The organism is Oceanobacillus limi, from assembly GCF_900111445.1.
GTDB lineage: Bacteria > Bacillota > Bacilli > Bacillales > Amphibacillaceae > Ornithinibacillus > Ornithinibacillus limi.
In genome coordinates this window covers 18582-44829 of sequence record NZ_FOHE01000017.1, presented here as the reverse complement: position 1 = coordinate 44829, position 26248 = coordinate 18582, and the positions used below count along the sequence as shown (strand labels likewise).

Annotated in this window: 26 protein-coding genes and 1 other annotated feature (1 of these 27 running past the window's edge); all 26 genes read left to right on the top strand. The window is 36.3% G+C overall.

Annotation, left to right across the window (positions count from 1 at the left end):
• Nucleotides 1–114 precede the first annotated feature (114 nt).
• The 26 genes from spoIIP (at nt 115) to recO (ending at nt 26069) form a co-directional block, all read left to right on the top strand.
• Nucleotides 115–1275: a stage II sporulation protein P gene (spoIIP, locus tag BMX40_RS15445; RefSeq protein ID WP_090871554.1), complete on the top strand. Its 1161-nt coding sequence runs from the start codon at nt 115–117 to the stop codon at nt 1273–1275.
• Between the two features lie 14 nt (nt 1276–1289).
• Nucleotides 1290–1631, top strand: a complete 342-nt coding sequence (locus tag BMX40_RS15440) for a hypothetical protein (RefSeq protein ID WP_090871552.1) — start codon at nt 1290–1292, stop codon at nt 1629–1631.
• 340 nt (nt 1632–1971) lie between these two features.
• Nucleotides 1972–3780 (top strand): translation elongation factor 4, encoded by a 1809-nt coding sequence (gene lepA / locus BMX40_RS15435; protein ID WP_090871549.1) that lies wholly within the window; start codon nt 1972–1974, stop codon nt 3778–3780.
• Between the two features lie 138 nt (nt 3781–3918).
• Nucleotides 3919–5076: a radical SAM family heme chaperone HemW gene (gene hemW, locus BMX40_RS15430; protein ID WP_090871547.1), complete on the top strand. Its 1158-nt coding sequence runs from the start codon at nt 3919–3921 to the stop codon at nt 5074–5076.
• A 76-nt stretch (nt 5077–5152) separates the two neighbouring features.
• Nucleotides 5153–6184 carry a heat-inducible transcriptional repressor HrcA gene (hrcA, locus tag BMX40_RS15425; RefSeq protein WP_090871545.1) on the top strand — a complete coding sequence of 344 codons (1032 nt, stop codon included), beginning with the start codon at nt 5153–5155 and terminating at the stop codon, nt 6182–6184.
• Nucleotides 6185–6235: 51 nt separating this feature from the next.
• Nucleotides 6236–6802 carry a nucleotide exchange factor GrpE gene (gene grpE / locus BMX40_RS15420; protein WP_090871543.1) on the top strand — a complete coding sequence of 189 codons (567 nt, stop codon included), beginning with the start codon at nt 6236–6238 and terminating at the stop codon, nt 6800–6802.
• A 28-nt stretch (nt 6803–6830) separates the two neighbouring features.
• Entirely contained in the window at nt 6831–8663 is a 1833-nt protein-coding gene (gene dnaK, locus BMX40_RS15415) for a molecular chaperone DnaK (RefSeq protein ID WP_090871541.1), read from the top strand.
• A 198-nt stretch (nt 8664–8861) separates the two neighbouring features.
• On the top strand, nt 8862–9989 hold the full coding sequence (dnaJ, locus tag BMX40_RS15410) for a molecular chaperone DnaJ (protein ID WP_090871539.1): 1128 nt from the start codon (nt 8862–8864) through the stop codon (nt 9987–9989).
• 141 nt (nt 9990–10130) lie between these two features.
• Entirely contained in the window at nt 10131–11069 is a 939-nt protein-coding gene (prmA, locus tag BMX40_RS15405) for a 50S ribosomal protein L11 methyltransferase (protein WP_090871622.1), read from the top strand.
• Between the two features lie 9 nt (nt 11070–11078).
• Entirely contained in the window at nt 11079–11837 is a 759-nt protein-coding gene (locus BMX40_RS15400) for a 16S rRNA (uracil(1498)-N(3))-methyltransferase (protein WP_090871537.1), read from the top strand.
• Nucleotides 11837–13192, top strand: a complete 1356-nt coding sequence (mtaB, locus tag BMX40_RS15395) for a tRNA (N(6)-L-threonylcarbamoyladenosine(37)-C(2))-methylthiotransferase MtaB (protein WP_090871535.1) — start codon at nt 11837–11839, stop codon at nt 13190–13192. Before BMX40_RS15400 ends, mtaB begins: the two co-directional genes overlap by 1 nt.
• 331 nt (nt 13193–13523) lie before the next feature.
• Nucleotides 13524–14195: a deoxyribose-phosphate aldolase gene (deoC, locus tag BMX40_RS15390; RefSeq protein WP_090871533.1), complete on the top strand. Its 672-nt coding sequence runs from the start codon at nt 13524–13526 to the stop codon at nt 14193–14195.
• Nucleotides 14196–14328: 133 nt separating this feature from the next.
• Complete coding sequence (gene rpsU, locus BMX40_RS15385; RefSeq protein ID WP_072887896.1) at nt 14329–14505, top strand: 30S ribosomal protein S21; 177 nt, start codon at nt 14329–14331, stop codon at nt 14503–14505.
• A gap of 15 nt (nt 14506–14520) precedes the next feature.
• Nucleotides 14521–14967, top strand: coding sequence for a GatB/YqeY domain-containing protein (locus BMX40_RS15380; protein WP_090871530.1), 447 nt, complete (start codon nt 14521–14523; stop codon nt 14965–14967).
• Between the two features lie 254 nt (nt 14968–15221).
• Complete coding sequence (locus BMX40_RS15375) at nt 15222–16550, top strand: NfeD family protein (protein ID WP_090871528.1); 1329 nt, start codon at nt 15222–15224, stop codon at nt 16548–16550.
• A gap of 57 nt (nt 16551–16607) precedes the next feature.
• Nucleotides 16608–17600, top strand: coding sequence for a flotillin-like protein FloA (gene floA, locus BMX40_RS15370; protein WP_090871526.1), 993 nt, complete (start codon nt 16608–16610; stop codon nt 17598–17600).
• Nucleotides 17601–17632: 32 nt separating this feature from the next.
• On the top strand, nt 17633–18163 hold the full coding sequence (locus BMX40_RS15365; protein ID WP_090871523.1) for a hypothetical protein: 531 nt from the start codon (nt 17633–17635) through the stop codon (nt 18161–18163).
• Between the two features lie 212 nt (nt 18164–18375).
• Complete coding sequence (gene yqfC, locus BMX40_RS15360; protein ID WP_170840820.1) at nt 18376–18657, top strand: sporulation protein YqfC; 282 nt, start codon at nt 18376–18378, stop codon at nt 18655–18657.
• 26 nt (nt 18658–18683) lie between these two features.
• Nucleotides 18684–19919 carry a sporulation protein YqfD gene (gene yqfD, locus BMX40_RS15355; RefSeq protein ID WP_090871521.1) on the top strand — a complete coding sequence of 412 codons (1236 nt, stop codon included), beginning with the start codon at nt 18684–18686 and terminating at the stop codon, nt 19917–19919.
• Nucleotides 19920–19921: 2 nt separating this feature from the next.
• On the top strand, nt 19922–20881 hold the full coding sequence (locus BMX40_RS15350; RefSeq protein ID WP_090871518.1) for a PhoH family protein: 960 nt from the start codon (nt 19922–19924) through the stop codon (nt 20879–20881).
• Between the two features lie 78 nt (nt 20882–20959).
• Entirely contained in the window at nt 20960–23104 is a 2145-nt protein-coding gene (locus BMX40_RS15345) for an HD family phosphohydrolase (protein ID WP_090871516.1), read from the top strand.
• Nucleotides 23104–23568 (top strand): rRNA maturation RNase YbeY, encoded by a 465-nt coding sequence (gene ybeY, locus BMX40_RS15340; RefSeq protein WP_090871514.1) that lies wholly within the window; start codon nt 23104–23106, stop codon nt 23566–23568. Before BMX40_RS15345 ends, ybeY begins: the two co-directional genes overlap by 1 nt.
• Complete coding sequence (locus BMX40_RS15335; protein ID WP_090871513.1) at nt 23558–23920, top strand: diacylglycerol kinase family protein; 363 nt, start codon at nt 23558–23560, stop codon at nt 23918–23920. Before ybeY ends, BMX40_RS15335 begins: the two co-directional genes overlap by 11 nt.
• Before the next feature lie 163 nt (nt 23921–24083).
• On the top strand, nt 24084–24986 hold the full coding sequence (era, locus tag BMX40_RS15330) for a GTPase Era (protein WP_090871511.1): 903 nt from the start codon (nt 24084–24086) through the stop codon (nt 24984–24986).
• A 167-nt stretch (nt 24987–25153) separates the two neighbouring features.
• Nucleotides 25154–25297, top strand: a complete 144-nt coding sequence (locus BMX40_RS15325) for a YqzL family protein (RefSeq protein ID WP_090871509.1) — start codon at nt 25154–25156, stop codon at nt 25295–25297.
• Between the two features lie 28 nt (nt 25298–25325).
• Nucleotides 25326–26069 (top strand): DNA repair protein RecO, encoded by a 744-nt coding sequence (gene recO, locus BMX40_RS15320; protein WP_090871506.1) that lies wholly within the window; start codon nt 25326–25328, stop codon nt 26067–26069.
• 63 nt (nt 26070–26132) lie between these two features.
• Nucleotides 26133–26248, top strand: a binding site (T-box leader); it runs 57 nt beyond the window's last position.

Sequence of the window (26248 nt, the reverse complement as noted above, 5' to 3'; positions counted from 1 at the left end):
AATATAGAATTTTTATGTCCCAATGGGTAACTCTATTTTATTTAAAAGATTTAGTTCTACCTTTTGCTAGTCTTTCATAGATTCTACTATAGACTGTACGCAAGGGGTGGAACAATGCTTTCAAGGTATAAGAGAATTTATCAAAAATCAACTTTACATACATTTTTAAAGAAGAGCGGGATCTATGTGTTAAGTATTGTAATATTGTTCGTATCGATTGGTATTTTAACTACATTGTCTCCAGCCTTTCGTTTTTCCTCAGACACAATTACAAAGTGGACAAGTGAAGTAGAGGGATCAACTTTTTTATATTTATTTGGAATGGAAAATAGAGTGTTCAAGGAGAGTTATCCTGAAGATTACCATATGCCTAACATCTCATCTACGCTATTACAAATTGCAACAAGTATTAAACCAAGAGACCCAAGAAGTCTATTGGGAAATGAACTTCCAGGCTTTTCTATATTTGATAATAAGATATTGATTGCTGGAGAAGGATCGAATTATACAAATATGCCAGTTGAATCCTCTCCACCTCTTGAGGATGTACTAGAAGATCGTCATGCTATTGTGGATGAGGATGAGCGAGAACAAGAAGAAAAAGAACCAACAGAAGTTACCGAGGAAGACGTCGTATTTATATATAATACACATAATTATGAGTCCTTTTTGCCTCATTTACCTGAAGTAACCGATCCAGATTTAGCACATCATAATGAAGTGAACATCACCAAAGTCAGTGAACGGTTTTCGCAATCGTTGGCCAACCATGGGATTGGAGCGATTACTGACAAAACGGACATTATGAAAAAGTTAGATGAAAGTGGGCAGGAATACTGGCAATCGTATGAGTCATCTAGACAAGTAGTTCAAGATGCATTTGCAAACCATAAGAATATCCAATATACCTTTGATATACATCGCGATGCCCTTGGGCACAGTGAAACAACAAAGGAAATTAACGGAGAATCTTATGCACGGATTTATTTTGTTGTTGGGAAAGACAACGCATCGAACGAAACAAACTTTCAATTAGCGAATCAGCTTCATGATTTGATGGAGGAAAAATATCCAGGTTTAAGCCGGGGGGTTTTACCACAAGGTGGAGCTGGAAATAATGGGATTTATAATCAGGATTTACATGAAAATGCGCTGCTATTAGAAATTGGTGGAGTGGAAAATAATTTAGATGAATTAAATAGGTCAGCGGACGCTTTAGCAGAAGTATTTAGTGAATTTTACTGGCAACAGGCTGAAGAGGTAAGTGCCGATTAAGGAGGTAGATGGTGATGAGGAGTATTGTTGTACTGTTACTATTAGTGGTTTTCTTTTTAGCAGGTACGTTATTTGGAATTAATCGAGGGGATATCGCTTTACTCGGTGAAGATAAACAAGAAGTGGGGACAGAAGAAATGATTGGTTCTCATGAGGTGAAGGACGAAATGGAGGGTTTTAATGAAGAGGAGGCCGAAACTAGTTCAAATCAGGATATTACAACAGATTCAATTCAACGAGTGGAACAACCTGTTAACTTTACACAGAAAACTGCTTCTTTTCTAGAAGGGGCTGTAAAAGTATTTTATGAAGGGCTAGTACAAATTTTGTATCAAATTTCACAGCTATTCTACTAACATTAGATGAATCCTACTAAGGGGTTCTTTTTTGTCTAAGAGGTTTCTTACTGTTTGCCTAGTCCTTACAGCTGTTCCTACGTGTTCTAAGGGATGGGAGAAAATATTCGTGTATTACCTTGGCTGAAGCTAGCGAAAAACACGTTACAATTACTTCGCATAATGTACAAAATTAGTCAAAACGCTGCGTATAGATGTCGGTTAATGAGGGTGCTTCTTGAAAGTAATCGATTCAATTGCTATAATCATCCTAGTTATAAACAATAGAAATGGCATTTATGGTGAAAATTTTTCCTTTTATCATCCTCTGGTAAAAGACATGTAGGAGTTGGCATTACGTATGAAAAGAAAACAAGAGAATGTACGTAACTTTTCGATTATTGCTCATATTGATCATGGGAAATCAACGTTAGCTGATCGAATTTTAGAGCAAACAAAAGCATTAACACAACGTGAAATGAAAGAGCAATTTCTTGATGCAATGGATTTAGAGCGGGAACGTGGAATAACCATTAAATTGAATGCTGTTCAATTACAATATACGAGTAAAAGCGGCGAAGATTATTTATTTCATTTAATAGATACCCCGGGTCATGTTGATTTTACATATGAAGTTTCCAGAAGTCTTGCTGCCTGTGAAGGAGCGATTTTGGTAGTAGATGCGGCCCAAGGAATTGAAGCACAAACACTTGCCAATGTTTATCTCGCTATGGATAACGATTTAGAAATAATACCAGTAATAAATAAAATAGACTTACCGAGCGCAGATCCAGAGCGAGTGAAGAAAGAATTAGAAGATGTAATTGGAATAGACCCGGATGAGGTAATTTTGGCATCTGCAAAATCGAACATTGGGATAGATGAAATTCTAGAACGTATAACAGAAGCAATCCCTGCCCCAATTGGAGAACCTGAGGATCCATTAAAAGCATTGATATTTGATTCTTTATACGATCCTTATCGAGGAGTTATCGCTTATGTATGTATTAAAGAAGGATCTGTAAAAGTAGGCGATAAAATAAAAATGATGGCAACCGGAAAAGAATTTGAAGTGAATGAGGTAGGTGTATTTACTCCAAAACCAATCGCAAAAAACGAATTGGTTGTTGGAGATGTTGGGTATTTAACTGCGTCCATAAAAAATGTAAGTGATACAAGAGTCGGGGACACGATAACCCTAGCTGATAACCCAGCTCAAGCTGCTCTTCCTGGTTATAAAAGGTTAAATCCGATGGTTTTTTGTGGGCTATATCCAGTTGATTCTAACAAATATAATGACCTACGGGAAGCATTAGAAAGACTAGAATTGAACGATTCATCTCTACAATATGAAGCAGAAACGTCTCAAGCTTTAGGGTTTGGATTCCGTTGCGGTTTCTTAGGGTTGTTGCATATGGAAATTATCCAAGAACGAATCGAACGAGAATTCAATATTGACTTAATAACAACGGCACCGAGTGTTATTTATGAGGTGGAACAAACAGATGGAGAGACTTTGAGTATCGATAACCCGTCGTTTATGCCAGATCCGCAGCAAATAAAAGAAATCCGTGAGCCGTTTGTTAAGGCTACAATTATGGTTCCGAACGAATTTGTTGGACCAGTAATGGAAATCGCTCAGAAAAAAAGAGGACAATTTATCGATATGGAATACTTAGATGATATTCGCGTAAATGTTATCTACCATATTCCACTTTCTGAGATTGTTTATGACTTTTTCGATCAATTAAAGTCACAAACAAAAGGTTATGCATCCTTTGATTATGATTTAATTGGGTATCATGATTCGAATCTTACGAAAATGGATATTTTGCTTAATGGTGAGACGATTGATGCGCTATCATTTATTGTACATCGAGATTTCGCATATGACCGTGGGAAACAAATTGTTGATAAGCTAAAAGATTTAATTCCAAGACAGCAATTTGAGGTGCCAGTTCAAGCAGCAATTGGTAATAAAATTGTGGCGCGTTCAACAATTAAAGCAATGCGTAAAAATGTATTGGCAAAATGTTATGGTGGAGATATTTCCCGTAAACGTAAATTATTAGAAAAACAAAAAGAAGGGAAAAAACGAATGAAAATGGTTGGTTCAGTTGAGGTCCCTCAGGAAGCGTTTATGGCTGTTTTACAAATGAATGATGATTAAAGTTTAGATGGGAGAACTTTTTACATTAAAAGTTTTTCCTTTTCTTTTTAACTGCAAGAAGTAAAGGCAAGATTTCAAAGGAGAGCGCTCGCCACCTTTTGAATAAGTACGGGTTTTTGATGAAATAGGAGGAAGATTATGATCCAATCAGTTTATATCCATATACCATTTTGTCAGCAAATATGCCATTACTGTGATTTTACGAAGTTTTTCTATAATGAAGAATTGGCCAATGACTATATGGAAGCATTAAAAAAAGAAATAAATACAAGTGTAATGGGGAATAAAAATAAAGTTCGCACTATTTTTATTGGTGGTGGAACACCAACAGCATTAAATCAAACACAATTACGATCCTTATTAGAAATTGTTCAAGAAAAATTTGATGTGGCTAATTGTCAAGAATATACAATTGAAGCGAATCCAGGCGATTTTGATGAAGAGAAAGTTAAATTACTTAAAGCGTATGGAGTAAATAGAATATCATTAGGTGTACAAGTATTTGATGATGGGATGCTTGAGGAACTTGGGAGGTTACACAAGGTAAAAGATGTTTATCATACAATCAACTTATTAAAGCAATATGGATTTGAGAATATAAGTATTGACTTAATTTATTCTTTACCGAACCAGACGCCAGAGCATTTTCAACATACGGTTGATGAAGCACTTTCTTTCCAGTTGCCTCATTATTCTTCGTATTCTCTACAAATAGAACCGAAAACGATTTTTTATAATCGGTATAAAAAAGGAAAGCTCCATCGACCAGCTCAGGAAGACGAAGTTCAAATGTACGAGATTTTAAAGAATTCGATGCGGGATAATGGGTTAATACAATATGAGATTAGTAATTTCGCCAAAAATGGTTACGAAAGCAAGCATAACCTCAACTATTGGAATAACGATTATTATTATGGTTTTGGTGCGGGAGCAAGTGGTTATTTACCAGGTAAGCGTACGATTAATATTCGACCATTACCATCTTACATTAAACAAGCGATGCAAACTGGACAACCTGTATTGCATGTTGATGAAATTGGTTTAAAAGAGCAGATAGAAGAGGAATTATTCCTAGGGTTACGGAAATTACAAGGAATACGTAAGACCGACTTTGAAAAGAAATATGGTTTTCCTTATGACGTACTTTATCGCCAACAAATTAACAATTTAATTCAAAAAGGTTGGTTGATCGAAAAAGGCGATTTCATACGTTTAACGGAAGAAGGTGTACTTCTTGGTAATAATGTATTCGAACACTTCTTATTAGAAGAAGAGGAATTAAATCGTGTTCGTTGACAAAAAAAATAGGATTTGATAATTTATTAGTAGTATTAGCACTCGGTTGTTATGAGTGCTAACAGAGGTGATCATCATGTTAACAAATCGGCAATTGTTAGTATTACAAGTCATTATTGATGATTTCATCGATTCTGCACATCCTGTGGGATCGCGAGCAATTTCTAAACGGAAGGATATAACGTTTAGTGCCGCAACGATTCGAAATGTGATGGCTGATTTAGAAGATATGGGTTTTCTTGAAAAAACACATTCATCCTCGGGCAGAATTCCGTCGGAAAAAGGATATCGCTATTATGTAGACCATGTAATCGCTCCGTCCATACAAAATGGAAAACTGGACATAATGCAACATATTATCCAGGATGAATTTATTGAGATGGAAAAACTGGTACAAAAGTCTGCGGAAGTTTTATCTGATTTAACAAGTTATACGTCCATTATTTTAGGTCCTGAAATCTACGAAACAAAGGTAAAACAATTACAAATCGTACCTTTGTCCAAGCAAACGGCTGTTGCCATACTTGTTACAGATTCTGGCCATGTGGAGCATCATTCTTTTACAATACCTGTAGAAATTAATGCATCAGATTTAGAGAAAATGGTAAATATTTTAAATGAACGATTACAAGGAGTTTCGTTAGCGCGATTACCAGAGGTGTTAAACACAGAAGTCCTTTCATTGATGAAAATTTATGTTAATGACTTCGAAAAAGCTTATGACTACTTAAAATCAGCATTCTTTAGTGAGCAACCAACCAAATTATATATTGGTGGGAAAACGAATATTTTAATGCAGCCTGAATTTAAAGATGTCGAAAAAATTCGTTCCTTCTATTCCATGATGGAGGACGAAGATGAAGTAGTTAATTTATTGAAAAATCCACAACATGGAATCCGAGTATCAATCGGTCACGAAAATAAATTAGAGGCTATACAAGACTTCAGTTTAATAACGGCTTCGTACCAATTGGGTGAGAATCAAACAGGTACAATTGCATTACTTGGTCCAACTCGAATGGAATACCGTAAAGTCATTACACTGCTGAACGCTTTGTCGAATGAAATGACAGAAGCCCTGTATTTATGGTATAAAAACAATGGTTAATTTTTTAAATGTTCGGCACCGAGCGTAAGGATTGAAAATGGAGGTTGCAGAATGGAAGAACAGAATAAAGATACTGTCCAAGAAGATGTAAAAAACGAAAATGAGCAAGAGATTATTGATGAAGTAGAAGCAAATGAATCAGAACCAGTCGATGAGGAAAGTGCAAACCTCAAAGGAGAAATTGAACGTTTGCAAAAAGAGAAAGAAGAGATTTATAACCGTATGCTTCGGAATCAAGCAGAGTTCGATAATTTTAAGAAACGAACGCAAAGAGAAAAAGAAGCAGACCGAAAATATAAATCACAAGATTTGGTCAATGAATTGTTGCCAGCAATTGATAATTTTGAACGAGCACTACAAACGGAAACAACGGAAGAAAATAAAAACCTTGTCGAGGGAATTACAATGGTTTATAAACAGTTAACCGATGCTCTTCAGTCGCAAGGGGTAGAAGTTATTGAAACAGTTGGAAAAGAATTTGATCCAACATACCACCACGCAGTTATGCAGGTGGAAGATGAAGAGGTAGATTCCAACATTATTGTTGAAGAATTACAAAAAGGTTATGTTCTAAAGGATCGTGTGATTCGACCAGCTATGGTTAAAGTAAATAAATAAATGGATTTGTAGTAGGAGGAAATAGATTATGAGTAAAATAATTGGAATTGACTTAGGTACAACAAACTCATGTGTAGCAGTTATGGAAGGTGGAGAAGCGGTTGTTATACCAAACCCAGAGGGTAACCGTACGACACCATCTGTTGTTGCGTTTAAAAACGGAGAAAGACAGGTTGGGGAAGTAGCGAAGCGTCAAGCAATCACTAACCCTGACACAATTCAATCAATCAAACGTCACATGGGAACAGATTACAAAGTGAAAATTGATGATAAAGAATATACGCCACAGGAAGTATCAGCGATTATTTTACAACATATTAAATCGTATGCGGAAGATTACATTGGTGAAAAAGTCGAAAAAGCTGTCATTACAGTACCGGCTTATTTTAATGATGCAGAACGTCAAGCTACAAAGGATGCAGGTAAAATTGCTGGTCTAGAAGTAGAGCGTATCATTAACGAGCCTACTGCTGCAGCATTAGCTTACGGTATTGATAAAGAAGATCAAGATCAAACGATCTTAGTTTATGACCTAGGTGGAGGTACATTTGACGTATCTATTCTTGATATTGGAGACGGCACATTTGAAGTTGTATCTACCGCTGGTGATAACCGTCTAGGTGGAGACGATTTTGACGAAGTAATCATTAACCATATGGTAGCTGAATTCAAAAAAGAGAATGGTATTGACTTGTCACAAGATAAAATGGCGATGCAACGTCTAAAGGATGCTGCTGAGAAAGCGAAAAAAGACCTATCTGGTGTAACACAAACGCAAATCTCACTACCATTCATTACGGCGGGAGATGCTGGTCCATTACATTTAGAAATGAATATGACTCGTGCGAAATTCGAGGAGTTATCTTCAGATCTTGTAGAACGTACAATGGTTCCTACACGTAAGGCATTATCTGATGCTGGCTTGAGTGCAAGTGATATTCATAAAGTTATTCTAGTTGGTGGTTCAACACGTATTCCTGCGGTTCAAGAAGCTATTAAACGTGAAACTGGAAAAGAACCTTCAAAAGGTGTAAACCCTGATGAAGTTGTTGCACTTGGTGCTGCAATTCAAGGTGGAGTGTTACAAGGTGATGTGAAAGACGTATTACTACTAGATGTAACACCACTGTCACTAGGTATTGAAACAATGGGTGGCGTATTCACGAAGTTAATTGAGCGCAACACTACAATTCCAACTAGTCATTCACAAGTATTCTCAACAGCTGCAGATAACCAGACTGCAGTAGACATCCATGTACTACAAGGTGAACGTGAAATGGCTCAAGATAATAAAACGCTGGGACGTTTCCAATTAACAGATATTCCACCAGCACCACGTGGAGTACCACAAATCGAAGTATCCTTTGATATCGATGCAAATGGTATCGTGAATGTGCGTGCATTGGATAAAGGAACGAATAAAGAACAGTCAATTACGATTAAGTCTTCTTCAGGATTATCTGATGAAGAAGTAGATAAAATGGTAAAAGAAGCGGAAGAAAATGCGGAAGCAGATAAAAAACGTCGTGAAGAAGTAGATCTACGTAATGAGGCAGATCAATTAGTATTCACAACGGATAAGACAATTAAAGATCTTGGCGATAAAGTTTCTGATGAGGAAAAACAAAATGCTGAAAATGCAAAAGATGAATTAAAGAAAGCATTAGAGTCAGATAACTTAGATGATATTAAAGCGAAGAAGGAAGCTCTAGAAGAGCAAGTTCAGCAACTTTCTGTGAAGCTTTATGAGCAAATGGCACAGGAGCAACAAGCACAGCAAGGACAGGAAGGACAAAGTCAAGACGACGATGTTGTAGATGCTGATTACCAAGAAGTAGATGACGAAGAGAATAAAAAATAAAAGATTAGCTCATATAAAAAGTCAAAGTCAGGACCTTCTTGGCTTTGGCTTTTTTCTTGGTGGATAGATCGCATGAATAGCCTCTAAAGACATGTAAAGCCAAGTTTTCCATGAAGATTAGTGAGGTTCATTTGCCAGTGGTGGATAAATGATGGTAAGATAAAATTTATGCAATAGTGTAGCGGGAGAGTGATTAAAGTGAGTAAGCGCGACTATTATGAAGTACTTGGCTTAGAAAAAGGTGCTTCTAAAGATGAGATAAAGAAGGCTTATAGAAAATTAGCAAGGAAGTATCATCCGGATGTAAATAAAGAATCCGATGCTGCCGATAAATTCAAGGAAGTAAAAGAAGCTTATGAAACATTAAGTAATGACCAAAAACGTGCTCAATATGATCAATTTGGTCATGCTGGTATGGGTGATCAAGGTTTTGGTGGCTTCGGTGGTGGAGCGCAAGACTTTGGTGGTTTTGGTGATATCTTTGATATGTTCTTTGGTGGTGGTGGTCGTAGACGTGACCCAAACGCTCCTCAACAAGGTGCAGACCTACAATATACAATGGTACTTGATTTTGAAGAAGCTATCTTTGGTAAGGAAACAGATATATCCATACCAAAAGAAGAGAATTGCGATACGTGCCATGGATCTGGTGCTAAACCTGGCACAGACACGAAAACGTGTTCCCATTGTCATGGATCTGGTCAGTTAAATACAGAGCAAAACACACCATTTGGGAGAGTGGTAAACCGTCGTGTTTGTCATTATTGTAATGGATCTGGAAAAGAAATCCCGAATAAATGTCAAACCTGCGGTGGAAGCGGTAAGGTGAAAAAGAACAAAAAAATTCATATTTCTATTCCTGCGGGGATTGATGAAGGGCAACAGATTCGTGTTTCTGGAAAAGGGGAGCCAGGAGTGAACGGTGGACCTGCTGGAGACCTTTATGTAGTCATTCAAGTACGTGAACATGATTTCTTTGAACGTGAAGGCGACAATATATACTGTGACCTACCATTAACATTTGCTCAGGCTGCATTAGGCGATGAAGTGGAAGTGCCAACCGTTCACGGAAAAGTAAAATTGAAGGTTCCTGCTGGTACCCAGTCTGGAAAAACATTCCGCTTAAAAGGGAAGGGTGTTCCGAATGTACGTGGATATGGCCATGGAGACCAACATATTCAAGTGCGTGTAATAACACCTACCAATTTATCAGATCGTCAAAAAGAACTGTTACGTGAATTTAATGATTTAAGTGGGAATGATGCGACTGAAGAACAAGAGGATTCTATCTTCCAACGTTTTAAAAAAGCCTTTAAGGGAGAATAACGGTGTTTAAAAACACCGTTTTACATATTTGACAGATAGGTTTATTGTTTTTCCATCAAATACATAGGAAACGTAAAGCGTGACATGAACATGAGTGATTTGTTTCCTAACATTTCTAACATGAGGAAAAGAGTGGATGATATGAAATGGACAGAAATATGTATTCATACAACGAACGATGCTGTGGAACCCATATCAAATATATTGCATGAAGCCGGAGCAAGTGGAGTTGTTATTGAAGATCCAAAGGACTTGTTCATTGATCGGGACACTAGTTTTGGAGAAGTATTTGAACTCCGCTCGGAAGATTACCCCAAAGAAGGAGTTTATTTAAAAGCTTACTTACCTGTTACAAGTTTTTTAGCTGAAACCGTTGAAGAGATTAAGCAATCTATCAATGCATTAATTGAATTTGATTTCGACATTGGACATAATCAAGTAACCTTAAGTGAAGTTCGTGAAGAGGACTGGGCTACGGCATGGAAAAAATACTACAAACCCATTAATATATCGAAAAAGATTACAATAACACCTACATGGGAAGATTATATACCACGTAGTGATCAGGAATTAGTTATTGAATTGGATCCAGGAATGGCATTTGGTACAGGAACTCATCCGACAACTATCCTAAGTATTCAAGCTTTGGAGGCTTACCTTCAAAAAAATGATACAGTCATTGATGTGGGGTGTGGGTCTGGTGTCCTAAGTATTGCATCTGTTCTCCTAGGAGCTAAAAAAGTACATGCCTATGACCTTGATGAGATAGCTGTAAAGAGTACTAGTGTTAATGCAAAGGTCAATAAGGTGGACGATCAAATTGATATTAAGCAAAATAATTTGTTGAACAATGTGGCTATTCAAGCAGACGTGATTGTATCAAATATATTAGCAGAAATTATTGTTCGCTTTATATCAGATGCCTGGAATAACCTGAGATCTGGTGGGTTGTTTATTACTTCAGGAATTATTCAAAACAAGAAAACTACTGTAATTGATGCTTTAGAGGTTCAAGGATTCGAGATCGTTGAAATTAATGAACTAGAGGATTGGGTGTCTATTACAGCTAAAAAAAAGTAGGTGGGTAGTTTGCAAAGATATTTTATACCTGCAGAGAACTGGGAAGATGATCTCGTAACAATTGATGGTGAAGATGCTCATCACATTCTCAGGGTCATGAGGTATCAAGTAAATGATACGTTTATCGGTAATCACCCAAACACAAAAGCAGCAATTTGTAAAATAGTAAATGTAGAAGCTGGGGTTGTTCAAGCTTATGTAGAACAGTGGCTAGAAGAAAACGCTGAAATGCCTGTGGAAATTACAATAGCACATGGGTTACCGAAGGGTGATAAGTTGGAGCTTGTATTGCAAAAAGGGACTGAACTTGGAGCATCCGGTTTTATCCCATTTAAGGCTGATCGATCTATAGTAAAATGGGATAAAAAGAAGGAAAATAAAAAACGTGATAGATTTGCAAAGATCGTTAAGGAAGCAAGTGAACAAAGTCATCGTAACAAAGTACCTACTGTTCAACAATTAATGAGCCTTCATGAGTTAATAGAGGAGAGCTCGAAGTATAATGTTAAGATTTTTGCTTATGAAGAAGAGGCGAAAGTAGTAAATTATATTTCGTTTAGTGAGATCGTTAAGGAACTTCGGGAATCAGATCGTGTATTCGTATGTATTGGACCTGAGGGTGGCTTCTCACAACATGAGGTCGAAACTTTAAAGGAAAATGATTTTAAACCAGTCCGTCTTGGACCTAGAATTCTACGTACCGAAACAGCTCCACTATATGTGTTAGCAAGTATTTCATACCATTTAGAAGAATTGAGGTGTAAATAGTGACTACTGTCGCATTTCATACATTAGGATGTAAAGTTAATCATTACGAAACAGAGGGTATTTGGAACATGTTTAAAGACCAAGGCTTTGAGCGTGTGGATTTTGAACACCATGCAGATATTTATGTCATCAATACCTGTACGGTTACCAATACTGGAGATAAGAAAAGTAGGCAAACTATCAGACGTGCGGTTCGCAATAATCCAGAAGCCGTTGTATGTGTTACAGGATGTTATGCACAAACTTCTCCTGGGGAGATAATGGAAATCCCTGGAGTAGATGTAGTTGTTGGAACACAGAACCGTAAAAAGATGATTGAATATATAGAAGAGCACCAAAAGACCCGTGAACCGATTAATGGGGTTTCAAACATCATGAAAAACCGTGTGTTTGAGGAAATGGATGTTCCACAGTTTACCGATCGTACGAGAGCTTCTTTGAAAATACAAGAGGGATGTAACAACTTTTGTACATTCTGTATTATTCCATGGTCACGTGGTTTGTTGCGTTCTAGAGATCCGGAAAGTGTAATTCAACAAGCCCAGAAACTTGTTGACGCGGGCTATAAAGAGATTGTGCTGACAGGTATTCATACTGCTGGATACGGCGAAGATATGAATGACTACAACTTTGCTATGTTGTTAAGAGAATTAGAAGAAAAAGTGGAAGGACTTATGCGAATTCGTATTTCATCCATTGAAGCAAGTCAAATAACGGATGAGGTTATTGAAGTTCTTGATCAATCGAAGAAAATCGTTCGTCACTTGCATATTCCGTTACAATCAGGTTCTGATTCAGTGCTCTCTCGAATGAGGAGAAAGTATTCTACAGAATATTATTTTGAAAAAGTACAAAAAATTAGCAAAGCTCTTCCTGACTTAGCGATTACTTCCGACGTTATTGTTGGATTTCCTGGTGAAACAGATGAAGAATTTATGGAAACCTACAACTTTGTAAAGAAAGTTGGATATTCAGAGCTTCATGTTTTTCCTTTTTCAAGAAGAACAGGTACACCTGCCGCACGCATGGATGATCAAGTTGAAGATGATGTTAAGAATGAACGTGTGCATCAATTAATTGAGTTGTCTAATCAGCAGGCAAAAGAATACGCATCAAGGTATGAAGATGAAGTATTAGAAGTAATTCCAGAAGAACGTGTAGCAGATCAAGATGATCCTGATCTTCTTGTTGGCTATACAGATAATTATTTAAAAGTACAGTTTAAAGGGACTCCAGACATGATTGGAAAAATTGTCCGTGTAAAAATTAATAAATCCGGTTATCCAATTAATGAAGGTACATTCGTACGCGTAATGGATCATGCAACACATTCCTATGTGAAAGTTAATGCCTAGTCAATTCTTTTGACTAGGTTTTTCTTATTGCTTATCCCCAATATGCACTAACGAGGCATTATGTTGTACGTATTATTTAATTAAAAATCAGAATAAATGACTTTCTTCGAATATCGCTATGGAAATCACCGTGCTTTCCTTGATATAACACTATCAATAAACTATTTTGGACAAACTCGTTTATACAAAAAAAGTTATGTCACACGAAATTAATTCCCAAGAATATAACAATTTCCTAGGGTGTTCTTTATATAATTAATATAGATTTTTTATAGTAGAAGTGCTATGATATCCATGAGGTACGTACAACTCAGGAGAAAGGAAGTTAACAATGAATAAAGATCTTGCGAAATACATTGACCACACACAATTGAAACCGGATACGAAGCAAGAAAAAATTACTCAAATTGTCGAGGAAGCAATCGAATATGAGTTTGCCTCTGTTTGTGTCAATCCACACTGGGTCCCATATTGCTATGAGCGTTTAAAGGATACAGAAGTAAAAGTTTGTACTGTTATTGGATTCCCATTAGGTGCTACATCTACTGCAACAAAAGCATTTGAAACAAAACAAACGATTCAAGATGGTGCTACTGAGGTAGATATGGTAATTAATGTAGGTGAATTGAAGTCTGGTAATGACCAATTCGTAAAAGAAGACATTAAAGCGGTTGTAGATGCTGCAAATGGAAAAGCATTAACTAAAGTGATTATTGAAACTTCTTTACTAACAGATGAAGAAAAAATACGTGCGTGTGAGCTTGCTAAAGAAGCTGGAGCAGATTATGTTAAGACTTCTACTGGATTCTCTGGTGGGGGAGCAACCGTAGAAGATATCGCTTTAATGCGCAAGACGGTAGGACCTAACATGGGTGTGAAAGCTTCTGGTGGAGTTCGCGATTTAGAAACCACAAAGGCCATGATTGAGGCAGGCGCAACTCGTATTGGAGCTAGTGCAGGGGTCGATATTGTCCAAGGAAACAAAGGTACATCTGAATATTAATTCGCTAGAAATTAGTATACTTTAAAATAATCAGTTGACATTAGTTTCAGATATATTATAATAAAAAAAGGCATGTGAGATGATACATATGCCCGTACAAATTGTTTTATGCTTCGGAGGGAGGGAAATTAGCATGTCAAATACAACTCGCGTTCGTAAAAACGAGTCTCTTGAGGATGCTCTTCGTCGCTTTAAGCGTAGTGTGTCAAAAAGTGGTACACTACAAGAATATCGTAAGCGTGAACACTATGAAAAACCTAGCGTTCGTCGTAAAAAGAAATCAGAAGCTGCTAGAAAGCGTAAATACTAAAGAAGGTGCAATGTTATGTCACTTGTAACAAAACTTAACAATGAAATGAAGCAAGCAATGAAGAATAAGGACAAAGATACATTAAGTGTTATTCGCATGGTGAAAGCTTCATTACAGAATGAATCGATTAAACTTGGTAAAAGTGATCTTTCAGAAGACGAAGAATTGACGGTTTTATCAAGAGAACTAAAACAAAGAAAAGATTCCCTCCAAGAATTTAAATCAGCTGGACGCGATGATCTCGTTGACAAACTTGAAACGGAAATCAATGTTTTACAAGAATATATGCCAAAACAACTCTCAGATGATGAGTTGGAGGCAATTGTTCAAGAAACGATTCAGGAAACTGGTGCATCTTCAAAATCAGATATGGGGAAAGTAATGGGTGCAATCATGCCAAAGGTCAAAGGAAAGGCCGATGGTGGAAAAGTGAATCAATTTGTATTGAAGCACCTTAACTAATTACCCCCTTTAAAAAAGTCCTTGTCATGTAGACAAGGATTTTTTTATTACCGGTGATTTGAATAGAAATCAATCTAAGAGAAGCAATCACATCAAGTTAAAATTTTGTAATTTGACCCTTAAATAATTCAAAGAGATAAGTTAAGAATACATTCTCCTGTAACATTATGTTAAACTTTATATGGTATTTAAAAAAAGTGAAACGTTATATCTTATAAGGACGTATGTACTAGGTAAGAGGGAGGTGGCAATATTTGAAAGGAAAAAGATTTGTTACTTACATAATTACAATTTTAGTATTGCTTAGCTTTTTTCAAGTTGAGAATAATGTAAATATAAGTGCTGAAGATGGAGCTGGTAAATTAGTATATGTAATCCCTGTTGAGAATGAAGTCGAACGAGGGTTAGAGGCTTTTATGAAGCGTTCTATACAAGAGGCAACTGAAGCAGGTGCAGACCATATCATTCTAGAAATTAATACTCCCGGTGGGGCTGTTAATGCAGCGGGTAATATTGCAACGATGCTACAAGATCTGACCATTCCAACATCTTCTTATATTATTCAACAGGCAGCCTCTGCTGGATCTTATATTGCATTAAATACGGATACCATATATATGAATCCTCACTCAGGAATGGGAGCAAGTGGTATCATTAACTCTGATGGTACCGCAGCAGATAAAAAGGCACAGTCATTCTGGTTGAAACAAATGGAGAGCGCTGCTGAATCAAAAGGAAGAGATCCGTTGTATGCTTTAGCAATGGCTGATGATAGTATTGATTTACCAGAATATGGAGCACCTGAAGGGGATTTCTTAACCTTGTCCCCACAGGAAGCGGTAGAAGTAAAATATTCAGAAGGGATAGTATCCCACCGAACAGAACTACTACATGAATTAGGGCTCTCTAATGCCGAAATCGTAGAGATGGAAACTACCCCCGCAGAGAGTGTTGCTAGATTTTTAACCAGCCCAGTGGTTGTACCAATTCTACTATCCTTAGCGAGTCTTGGGTTAGTCGTTGAATTATATTCGCCTGGCTTTGGGGTACCTGGTACAATGGGTTTAGTTTCATTGCTGTTATTTTTCTATGGTCATTTTATTGCAGGACTTGCTGGGATGGAGGCAATTCTGTTACTGATATTAGGTATAGCCTTAATAATTGCCGAATTTTTTGTCCCTGGTGGTATAATGGGGTTAATCGGTATCGGTGCAATTATTGGATCCTTACTGATGGCAGGCGCAGATTTAAGCCATATGACCATGAGTATTGCCATTGCTTTTCTTGTGGCGATTTTTGCTTCTGTCATATTGTTTAGGAGAATTGGAATGGACAAAGGTGTGTTCCGACATGTTATATTGAAAGATCAGACGACTACAGAATTGGGATATGTTTCAAAAGAGAATCGCTTAGACCTAATTGGTTTAGAAGGGGTTACTGTTACTCCATTGCGACCCGCAGGTACAGCGATATTTGATAACGAACGAATTGATGTTGTATCAGAAGGAGCCTTCATCGGTGAGAATAAACGAATTAAAGTAGTGAAAGTAGAAGGAGTTCGAATTGTAGTTAGAGAATTGTAATATACGGTGTTCAATTGAGCCCGATATATATATAGAAAAAAATAGGAGGAATGGATCATGGATATTCAAGGAATAATGCCGTTAATTCTTATAGCGGTAATATTGATTGCTGTTGCAATTTTATTTACATTCATACCAGTTGCACTTTGGATTAGTGCATTAGCTGCGGGTGTGAAGGTTGGTATACTCCAACTAATTGGTATGCGCTTAAGGCGTGTTGTGCCAAATCGTGTAATTAATCCGTTAATTAAAGCACATAAAGCGGGGCTTGGTGTGCAAACACCTCAATTAGAAAGTCACTACCTAGCCGGTGGTAATGTCGATCGTGTCGTAAATGCATTGATCGCAGCACATCGAGCAAATATCGAATTAACATTTGAGCGAGCAGCTGCTATCGACTTAGCGGGTCGTGATGTGTTAGAAGCAGTTCAAATGAGTGTTAATCCAAAAGTTATCGAAACCCCTTTTATTGCAGGTATTGCAATGGATGGAATAGAAGTTAAAGCAAAAGCAAGAATTACTGTTCGTGCCAACATTGATCGTTTAGTCGGTGGTGCTGGTGAAGATACGGTAATTGCACGTGTTGGTGAAGGAGTTGTAAGTACAATTGGTAGCTCTGACACCCATGCAAAAGTATTAGAAAATCCAGATTCAATATCTCAAAACGTATTAAGTAAAGGATTAGATGCTGGTACTGCATTTGAGATCTTATCGATTGATATTGCAGATGTTGATATTGGTAAAAACATTGGTGCGATCTTACAAACCGACCAAGCTGAGGCTGATAAAAATATTGCTCAAGCGAAAGCGGAAGAGCGTCGTGCAATGGCTGTTGCCCAAGAACAAGAAATGGTTGCTCGAGTCCAAGAAATGCGTGCAAAAGTAGTAGAAGCAGAGGCAGAAGTTCCTCAAGCTCTCGCCGAAGCACTACGTTCTGGGAAAATGGGTGTAATGGATTATATGAATTACCAAAATATTGATGCAGATACAGATATGCGCGATTCTATCGGAAAGTTATCCAAAGAAGATAACGATGAAAATGATCAGTAATAGGAAGACTGTACCAGAAAGGAGGGATTTGGTTGGAATCGTTGTTTGATTTTTTATTTAGTAATATCGTATTTGTTGTCATCGTAATCGGTGCACTCATGAGACTTTTTCGAGGTAACGCTGAAGACGATGGTGGACAGCAGAAACGACAACCAGAAAGAACAAGGCAACAAACAAATCCGAAGCCAACCGCAACTCCTTCGGGTGGTCCTATCCAAAGGAATCGTCAACCAAAAGCAGATTACACTACTGCTGAGACGAATCCAACTCATACACTGGAAGAACAGCAACAGCAGCAATTAGAGAAATTAGCTGGTCGTATGAATGCAACTATCGATCAATCAATGGATGAATTATCATCCAATACGACGGATCATATTGGTCAAAGTCTACAAAAGCCAAAAAAACAACCGTCTTCCAAAAAGACTGAAAATTATCGAAAGCAGATAAAGAATAATTTATCTAGAGATGGATTAGTGAACAGTGTTGTAATGGCGGAAGTGTTAGGACCAGCGAGGGCTAGGAAGCCATATCGTAGTGTTATACAAGAACGTAAAAGTTAAATTTAGTAGAAGTCATTTATGGGTAATAAGAAATAACCTATAAATGGCTTTTTTTATTAATTTGTTTTACATAAGCTAATTCCAGGAAATTTCTCGAAACTGGATTCGCTACCAATTGCACCGCATACCTAAATCGAATATACAGTTTTGTCTTTATAGTTCTTATCTTTGCTTATGTAACATAAATATGATTGTGAGAGGAGGCTGCATTCGTGAAAAAAATGCATCAACGCGTACGACCTTGGCTAATCAAAAATTTTGCACTTCCTTCTGATGTAGTCTTGGAGCTACCTAGAATAACGATAATTGGTCAACTGCATGTATATATTGAAAATCATAAGGGGTTAGTTGTTTTCACGGACGAAGAATTAAAATTGAAGACAACGAAAGGTTACATACAAATTAAAGGTTCATCATTTGTTATTAAAATGATGCTACCAGAAGAAATTTTATTGGAAGGAAAAATTTCCGATGTGAAATTTATTCCCAATTAAATTTCCACAAGTCATGGGGGGTAAAAATGAAACAAATACAGGGATCCTATATAACCGGATATGTAACATTATTAGTAAAAGGAAATATGCCAGAATTATTTTTTCAAGAATGTATGAATAAAGGAGTAACAGTATGGAATATAAAAAAGAAAAATAAGCATGCTTGTAGTGGGAATATTAAATTACAAGACATAAAACATTTAAAAGAAATTAAGCGTGGAAAAGATTATCATATATCCTTTATACAAAAGAAGGGGTTTCCGTTTCTTCTCTCGCGTTTTTTTAGAAGGAAAGAAATTGTTATTGCAATGGCAATGAGTATCCTACTCATTTTTTTGCTTTCTAATGTCATTTGGAAGGTGGAAATTAAAGGAGTTCCGAAAGACATTGAGGAAAAGATAGATAAACAATTGAAAGATTATGGCGTCCATCCGGGCGCATGGACGTTTACCTTAGACAAGCCCGGTGAGATACAACGTAATTTAACGGAAGATGTCCCAGAATTACTTTGGGTTGGTGTACAGAAAAAGGGGACAACCTTCTTCTTAGAAGGTGTGGAAAAGACAATTGTTGAAAAGAAAGATGTGGAAGGACCAAGGGATTTAGTAGCGACTAAAAAAGGTGTTATTAAGAATATGTACGTTTCGAAAGGTCTTCCTAAAGTTGAAATAAATGATTATGTTGAACCTGGTGATATTTTAGTATCTGGTACGTTAAATGAAGTTGAGCAAAACGAGGAAGAAGAGGAGGAGGAAGAGGAAAATAAAGAAAAAGAAAATAGAATAGTCGTGGCATCCGAAGGGGAAATTATTGCAAACACTTGGTATAATACAGAAGTAACCGTCCCCCTAAAAACAAATTATGAGCTATTAACTGGTGAGCATGAAAACAAATATTCCATCGGTTTTGGTGACTTTCAAATTCCGATATGGGGATTTGGAACGCCTGATTATGAAGCAATACATCGGGAAGAAAATGAAAATCAATTTTACTTTTTTAAATGGAAATTACCGATTCGATTTATCCAAACAACTTTAAGTGAAAAAACATATCATGATATGGAGCGGTCTAAGGAAGAAGCCGTCCAAGCAGGGATTCGCCAAGCCAAACAGGAACTGCAATTAAAACTGGGACCTGATGCTGAAATTACTTCAGAAAAAGTTTTGCATGAATCTGTAGAGAGTGGTAAAGTTAAACTAAGTTTACACTTAACTGTAGAAGAAGATATAGCAAAAGCACAACCAATAAATCAAGGAGATTGATTATGTCAGAAAACTTACGTATGATTGATCTGCATTTAACAAGTCAAAATGAAGCATTAAATCTTTTTGGTACAAACGATAAATACTTAAAACACATTGAAGAAAAGTTAAATGTTTCGATTGTGACTAGAGGCGAAAAAGTAGGTGTTTCTGGTGACAAAGAGGATATAAATATGGTTCAAGATATATTGTTAACGTTATTAGGTGTTGTACGAAAAGGGTTAACAATTGCTGAGCGTGATATTGTATATGCTATTGATTTGGCTAAAGAAGGAAAAATTGATCAATTTGAAACATTGTTTGAAGACGAGATTACTAAAAATGTTAAAGGTAAATCAATACGAGTTAAAACGTTAGGACAAAAAAAATATATCCAAGCGATTAAATCAAATGATTTGGTGTTTGGCATTGGTCCAGCTGGAACCGGTAAAACCTATTTGGCAGTCGTTATGGCGGTACATGCATTGAAGAATGGTGCAGTCAAGCGTATTATCTTAACGAGACCTGCTGTTGAAGCTGGAGAAAGCTTAGGATTTCTACCTGGCGATTTAAAAGAGAAAGTTGATCCCTACTTACGGCCATTATATGATGCACTTCATGATGTTCTAGGTGCAGAGCATACGCTAAGGTTGATTGAAAGAGAGACAATAGAGGTTGCACCACTTGCCTATATGCGTGGTAGAACCTTAGATGATGCATTTGTAATTCTTGATGAAGCCCAAAACACGACGCCAGAGCAGATGAAGATGTTTTTAACAAGACTTGGCTTTGGTTCCAAAATGGTGATTACTGGTGATATTACACAAATTGATTTGCCGAAAGGGGTTAAATCTGGACTACAAACGGCAAACAATTTGCTTTCGGATGTAAAAGGAATATCGTTTATCCACTTAAAAGAGACAGATGTGGTTAGGCATCCACTAGTTCAACGTATTATAAATGCATACGAAAAAAATGACTAGATGATGTCAGAAGATTAGGTAAGACCCATCACGTGGGTCTTATTTCTGTATTTATGTTATTGAAATGAGGGGATATACGTGAAAGGTAACTTACGTCAATTTGTTCAATCCATCTTAAAGATTCGAACAAAATGGATTACAATATTCTTGCCTACGCTTGCATTGGGCATTTTCTTATTTATGATGTCCTTAAATAACGTTTTTACGGAAACATATGATATAGAAAGATTTACTAGTGCAAAACAGACAATACGTTCACCAATTACGATTGAAAATGAACAAGAAACCGAACGAAAAACGAGAGAAACGGTTCAAGCAGTGGAAGATCGGTATCGAATTTCAGAAGAGGTAACACAAGAACAAATTGGTTATGTGGAAGAAATCTTTGATGCGATCAGTAAATTAGAAGCCGAAACAAATGCAGATGATGATGCCGCTGATAATGAGGAAGCGTTACACCATTTATCGGATCAAGAAAAGTTGATTCAATTAAAAGAAATATTATCATTGAATATTGTAGAAAATGTAAATGATACCGTTCTCTTAAAGTTAATGAAGGTAGCGGAAGATGAACGAGAAGAAGGCCAAGAAGTCTTTTTATCATCTTTAACTGAAGTTTTAGAAGATGGAGTGCGTGCAGAAAACAAAAACAGCAGAATAAACATGGTTAAAGAAAGTGTGAAGTACACGACGCTTGATAGTGAGTTAGTAAGTGCTTTAGACAAACTTAGTGAATTTGCGGTGGTAGAGAACTCCTTTTATGATGCTGAACGGACAATGGAAGCCAGAAAGGATGCTGCAAATAGTGTGGATCCTGTATTCATAAATGCAGGGGAAATCATTGTTCGTGAAGGTCAAACAATAACAAATGAAGTATATGAAAAACTTAATCTAGTTGGGTTATTAAACAATGAACGAAATGTATATCCAGTTATCGGGTTGTTTATTTTAATTTTACTTATTTCAAGTATTGTAGCTAATGAAATGAATAAATTACATCGCAAAAACAATCTTGATAAAGGAAAGATTGCATCGATTTTATTCGTAAGCTTTATCGTTGTAACTTTAATGAAGGTAATAAGTTTATATACAAATCAAACAAACCAGCTCTTTTATATTGTTCCTGTAGCAACAGGTGTATTACTCATAAAACTGCTTATTAATGAAAGAGTAGCTGTTGTTATGGCCGGGCTCTATGCCTTGATTGGCTGTGTTTTATTCAATGGTCAAATACCTGGTGCATTAAATGTTGAAGCAGGTATATACTTTTTCTTCTCGCAAATGGCTGGTATTATCTTTTTGCGGAATGTAAAAGACCGCTTTGCTATTGTGAAATCTGGATTAGGAATGTCATTAGTAAACTTAATGACTGTATTACTATTTATATTTCTTTCCTTTGAGAAATATTCATTTGTAGATCTATTAACTTATTCTGGCTTCGCTTTAGCAGCAGCATTTCTATCAGCAGTATTAACGATCGGTCTATTATCTTTCTTTGAATCTGGATTAGGTATACTATCCGATGTGAAATTATTACAACTTTCAAGTCCGAATCAACCGTTACTCAAGAAGATTTTAACAGAGGCACCTGGTACGTATCACCATTCGATAATGGTAGCTAATTTGAGTGAAACGGCATGTGAGGCAGTTGGTGCAAATGGGTTGTTAGCTAGGGTGGGTGCATACTATCATGATATTGGAAAGACGGTAAGGCCACACTACTTTATTGAAAACCAATTGGCGATTAAAAATCCTCATGATGTAATAGCACCTAAGCAGAGTGCTGAAATAATTATTAACCATCCATATGCTGGTGCCGAAATGTTAAAAAAATATAAATTACCAAAAGAAATTATAGATATTGCGATGCAGCATCATGGAACTACATTGTTAAAGTATTTTTATTTTAAGGAAAAAGAAACAAATCCTAAGGTCAAAGAGGCGGATTATCGATATCCAGGACCTAAACCACAGACAAAAGAAGCAGCAATTATTTGTATTTGTGATTCTGTTGAAGCGGCTGTACGGTCATTAAAAGAACCGACAGAAGAAAAAATTGAAGAAATTGTCTCTTCAATTGTAAACGATCGGTTAATGGACGGACAGTTAGATGAGTGCCCATTGACATTAAGAGAGGTTAAAACCATTCATCGTACAATTTGTGAAACATTAAAAGGAATTTTTCATTCAAGAATTCAATATCCGATGAAGGAGGCAAAATAATGCATATAGATTTTCATGATAATACCAATTCTGTTGATTCGGATTATATTGATTTAATCCATCGCCTTATGCAATTCACTGCAAAGAAGGAAGGGATATCTAATCAAGCAGAAGTCTCTGTTAGCTTTGTTGATAATAAGGAAATACAAGAATTAAATCGCAACTATCGCCAAATCAATCAACCTACAGACGTTATCTCGTTTGCTCTCGAAGAGTCTGTAGAAGGGGAGTTAAATGTAATCGGTGATGACCTACCTTTAGCCTTAGGCGATATCGTAATATCCATTGATCGAGCAAAGGAACAAGCAAGCGATTATAATCATACATTAGATAGGGAGTTAGGATTTCTTGCTGTACATGGTTTTCTCCATTTATTAGGTTATGATCATATGAATGAAGAAGAAGAAAAGGAGATGTTCCAAAAGCAAGATGAAATATTAGGAGAATTTAATCTTGAACGCTAAAAATAGACGAATTGGTTTCTCCTTTGCGTGGAATGGTATTAAAGAGGTATTTTTATCAGAGTTTAACTTTCGATTACATACCATTTCAGCTCTTTTCGTATTACTAACAGGATTTTACTTCCGGTTAGCGACTCTAGAATGGGCATTTATAATCCTTAGCATTGGAATGGTATTGATTACTGAAACAATGAATACGGCTATAGAAAAAATGGTGGATTATATGAAACCGGAAATACACCCTACTGCAAAAGTAATCAAAGATATTGCTGCAGGATCTGTGTTACTTGCTACAATTACAGCTGGATTAATTGGACTAGTGATTTTTATTCCAAAGGTTATTGAATTATGGTAAAAGGCTCTATGATAGAGTCTTTTTTCATATTAAAATCATACACTAATTACGACGAAATAATTGTTTTTTTATAAGCTTTTGTCGATTGCATGAAAGTAGTTTTTATTTGTAGTATGATATAAACTAACAAACAATAGAAAGTGTAAAACATGGAGGATACATCATGGACGAAAACTTCAAATCAGGATTTATTACTATTATTGGTAGACCAAATGTTGGAAAATCTACATTTTTAAATAGGGTAATAGGACAAAAAATAGCTATCATGAGTGATAAACCACAAACAACAAGAAATAAAATACAAGGTGTTCTAACACAAGAAGATGCGCAATTTGTATTCATTGATACACCTGGTATTCATAAACCGAAACATCGATTAGGTGACTTTATGGTAAAGTTAGCAGAAGATACATTGAATGAAGTAGATGCTATTTTGTTTATGATTAATGCAGATGAAGGTTATGGAAAAGGGGATCAATTTATTTTAGATCGCTTACAACGTGTGAAAAATCCGGTATTTTTAATTATTAATAAAATTGATCTTATACATCCAGATGAATTATTTCCTATCATTGAACTCTATAAAGAAAAGTGTGAGTTTGAAGAGATTATTCCAATTTCTGCTTTACAGGGGAATAATGTGGACCATCTATTGGGTGTATTAAAAACACATCTTCCTAAAGGACCACAATATTATCCGTCAGACCAAGTAACAGATCATCCCGAACGATTTATTATGAGTGAATTAATACGGGAAAAAGTGTTGCAAATGACAAGAGAAGAGATTCCTCATTCTATAGCGGTAGTCATTGAGAATATTGAGAAGAGAGAGTCGAATGCTGTTTTCATTCAAGCGACAATTGTTACCGAGAGAAAAACGCAAAAAGGTATATTAATTGGCAAGCAAGGTAGTATGCTGAAAAATATTGGTAAAGAAGCACGTAAAGATATTGAAGCTTTGCTGGGGACAAAAGTCTACTTAGAGCTGTGGGTGAAAGTACAAAAGGATTGGCGTAATAAGCAAAGCCAGTTACAAGAATTCGGTTTCCGTAATGATGAATATTAGACATGGTAAATTTTTTAACTAATGGTTTTGTATACTGTGGTAATTCTAATAGTATAAGGTCCTCAAGAGAGGCCTTACCTAAATATATAGTTGTTGTTTTGGCTGTTTTTGAAGTTCTAACTTTAAAACATACTTGCACAAGTATTTAAAGAAAGGTGTGGTTTCTTGTGATCGACTTAACCTGGAAAATATTTAGTCAAACAGGAAATATTGAAACCTATTTATTAATGAAAGAGTTAGAAAATGATCCAGATATGACCGAAAATGAGAGCTCTGACACAAACGAGTTACCGGTAGATACTAAAATGTAGCATACCGTTTGGAAAAAGGTGATTGTGTATGCTTGAAAAAATAGAGGGTATTGTAATTAAGACAATTGATTACGGTGAAACACATAAGATAATTACGATTTTCAGTAAAAAGCTTGGAAAATTTTCAGCAATAGCCAAAGGTGCAAAGAAGCCTAAAAGTAGAATGGCTGCAGTAACGCAGCCATTTATTTTAGGACAATTTTTAGTTTATGTAAATTCTGGTTTAAGTTCGATTCAACAAGGTGAAATAATGGAGTCTTTCCGATCAATTCGAGAAGATATCATTAAAACGGCTTATACTGCATATATTACCGAGTTTACGGAAAAGTTAGTTGATGAAAAATCACCAGATGGCTATCTGTATGATCAGTTGTATCAAACAATTCGCTGGATCTCTGAAAATGAGGATATGGATATTCCAATTATGATGTTTGAGTTAAAACTATTTGAAAAAGGTGGCTTTGCCCCTACATTGATTGCTTGTGTAAATTGTGGGCAAACAGAACCACTTAGCGGTTTTTCAATCTTAGAAGGAGGCGTATTGTGTAATGGCTGTCTTCATAAAGATGCTGATGCAATCCCCTTAACGCCTTCTTTAATTAGACTATTACAAGTGTTTTCTAGAGTTGGATTGGAACAAGTGGGGAAGATTTCTGTCAAGCCAGAAAACAGGCGATTACTAAGGCAATTATTAGATTCATATTACGATCGTTACGGAGGATATTATTTAAAGTCCAAACGTTTTTTAAATCAGTTAGATCGTTTAAATTAACCTCTAATTAGTTGACAAGTAGATAATAAATACAGTATCATTTGTACATAAATTTAGAAGAACATATTTGCGAAGATAGAGAATAGTACTTATGGTAGTATGTAATAGCGAGTTCAGGTTGGTGGGAGCTGAATCAGTAGACCATGAGGAATGGCACTCTTGAGCAATTAGGATAAAGT

Bases quoted from the DNA above. Each gene is read 5' to 3' on its own strand.
- floA (WP_090871526.1), top strand. From the start codon at position 16,608: ATGGATATTCAAGGAATAATGCCGTTAATTCTTATAGCGGTAATATTG.
- yqfD (WP_090871521.1), top strand. From the start codon at position 18,684: ATGAAACAAATACAGGGATCCTATATAACCGGATATGTAACATTATTA.
- prmA (WP_090871622.1), top strand. From the start codon at position 10,131: ATGAAATGGACAGAAATATGTATTCATACAACGAACGATGCTGTGGAA.
- hrcA (WP_090871545.1), top strand. From the start codon at position 5,153: ATGTTAACAAATCGGCAATTGTTAGTATTACAAGTCATTATTGATGAT.
- deoC (WP_090871533.1), top strand. From the start codon at position 13,524: ATGAATAAAGATCTTGCGAAATACATTGACCACACACAATTGAAACCG.
- BMX40_RS15350 (WP_090871518.1), top strand. From the start codon at position 19,922: ATGTCAGAAAACTTACGTATGATTGATCTGCATTTAACAAGTCAAAAT.
- BMX40_RS15380 (WP_090871530.1), top strand. From the start codon at position 14,521: ATGTCACTTGTAACAAAACTTAACAATGAAATGAAGCAAGCAATGAAG.
- era (WP_090871511.1), top strand. From the start codon at position 24,084: ATGGACGAAAACTTCAAATCAGGATTTATTACTATTATTGGTAGACCA.
- rpsU (WP_072887896.1), top strand. From the start codon at position 14,329: ATGTCAAATACAACTCGCGTTCGTAAAAACGAGTCTCTTGAGGATGCT.
- grpE (WP_090871543.1), top strand. From the start codon at position 6,236: ATGGAAGAACAGAATAAAGATACTGTCCAAGAAGATGTAAAAAACGAA.
- dnaK (WP_090871541.1), top strand. From the start codon at position 6,831: ATGAGTAAAATAATTGGAATTGACTTAGGTACAACAAACTCATGTGTA.
- hemW (WP_090871547.1), top strand. From the start codon at position 3,919: ATGATCCAATCAGTTTATATCCATATACCATTTTGTCAGCAAATATGC.
- spoIIP (WP_090871554.1), top strand. From the start codon at position 115: ATGCTTTCAAGGTATAAGAGAATTTATCAAAAATCAACTTTACATACA.
- lepA (WP_090871549.1), top strand. From the start codon at position 1,972: ATGAAAAGAAAACAAGAGAATGTACGTAACTTTTCGATTATTGCTCAT.
- BMX40_RS15440 (WP_090871552.1), top strand. From the start codon at position 1,290: ATGAGGAGTATTGTTGTACTGTTACTATTAGTGGTTTTCTTTTTAGCA.
- ybeY (WP_090871514.1), top strand. From the start codon at position 23,104: ATGCATATAGATTTTCATGATAATACCAATTCTGTTGATTCGGATTAT.
- recO (WP_090871506.1), top strand. From the start codon at position 25,326: ATGCTTGAAAAAATAGAGGGTATTGTAATTAAGACAATTGATTACGGT.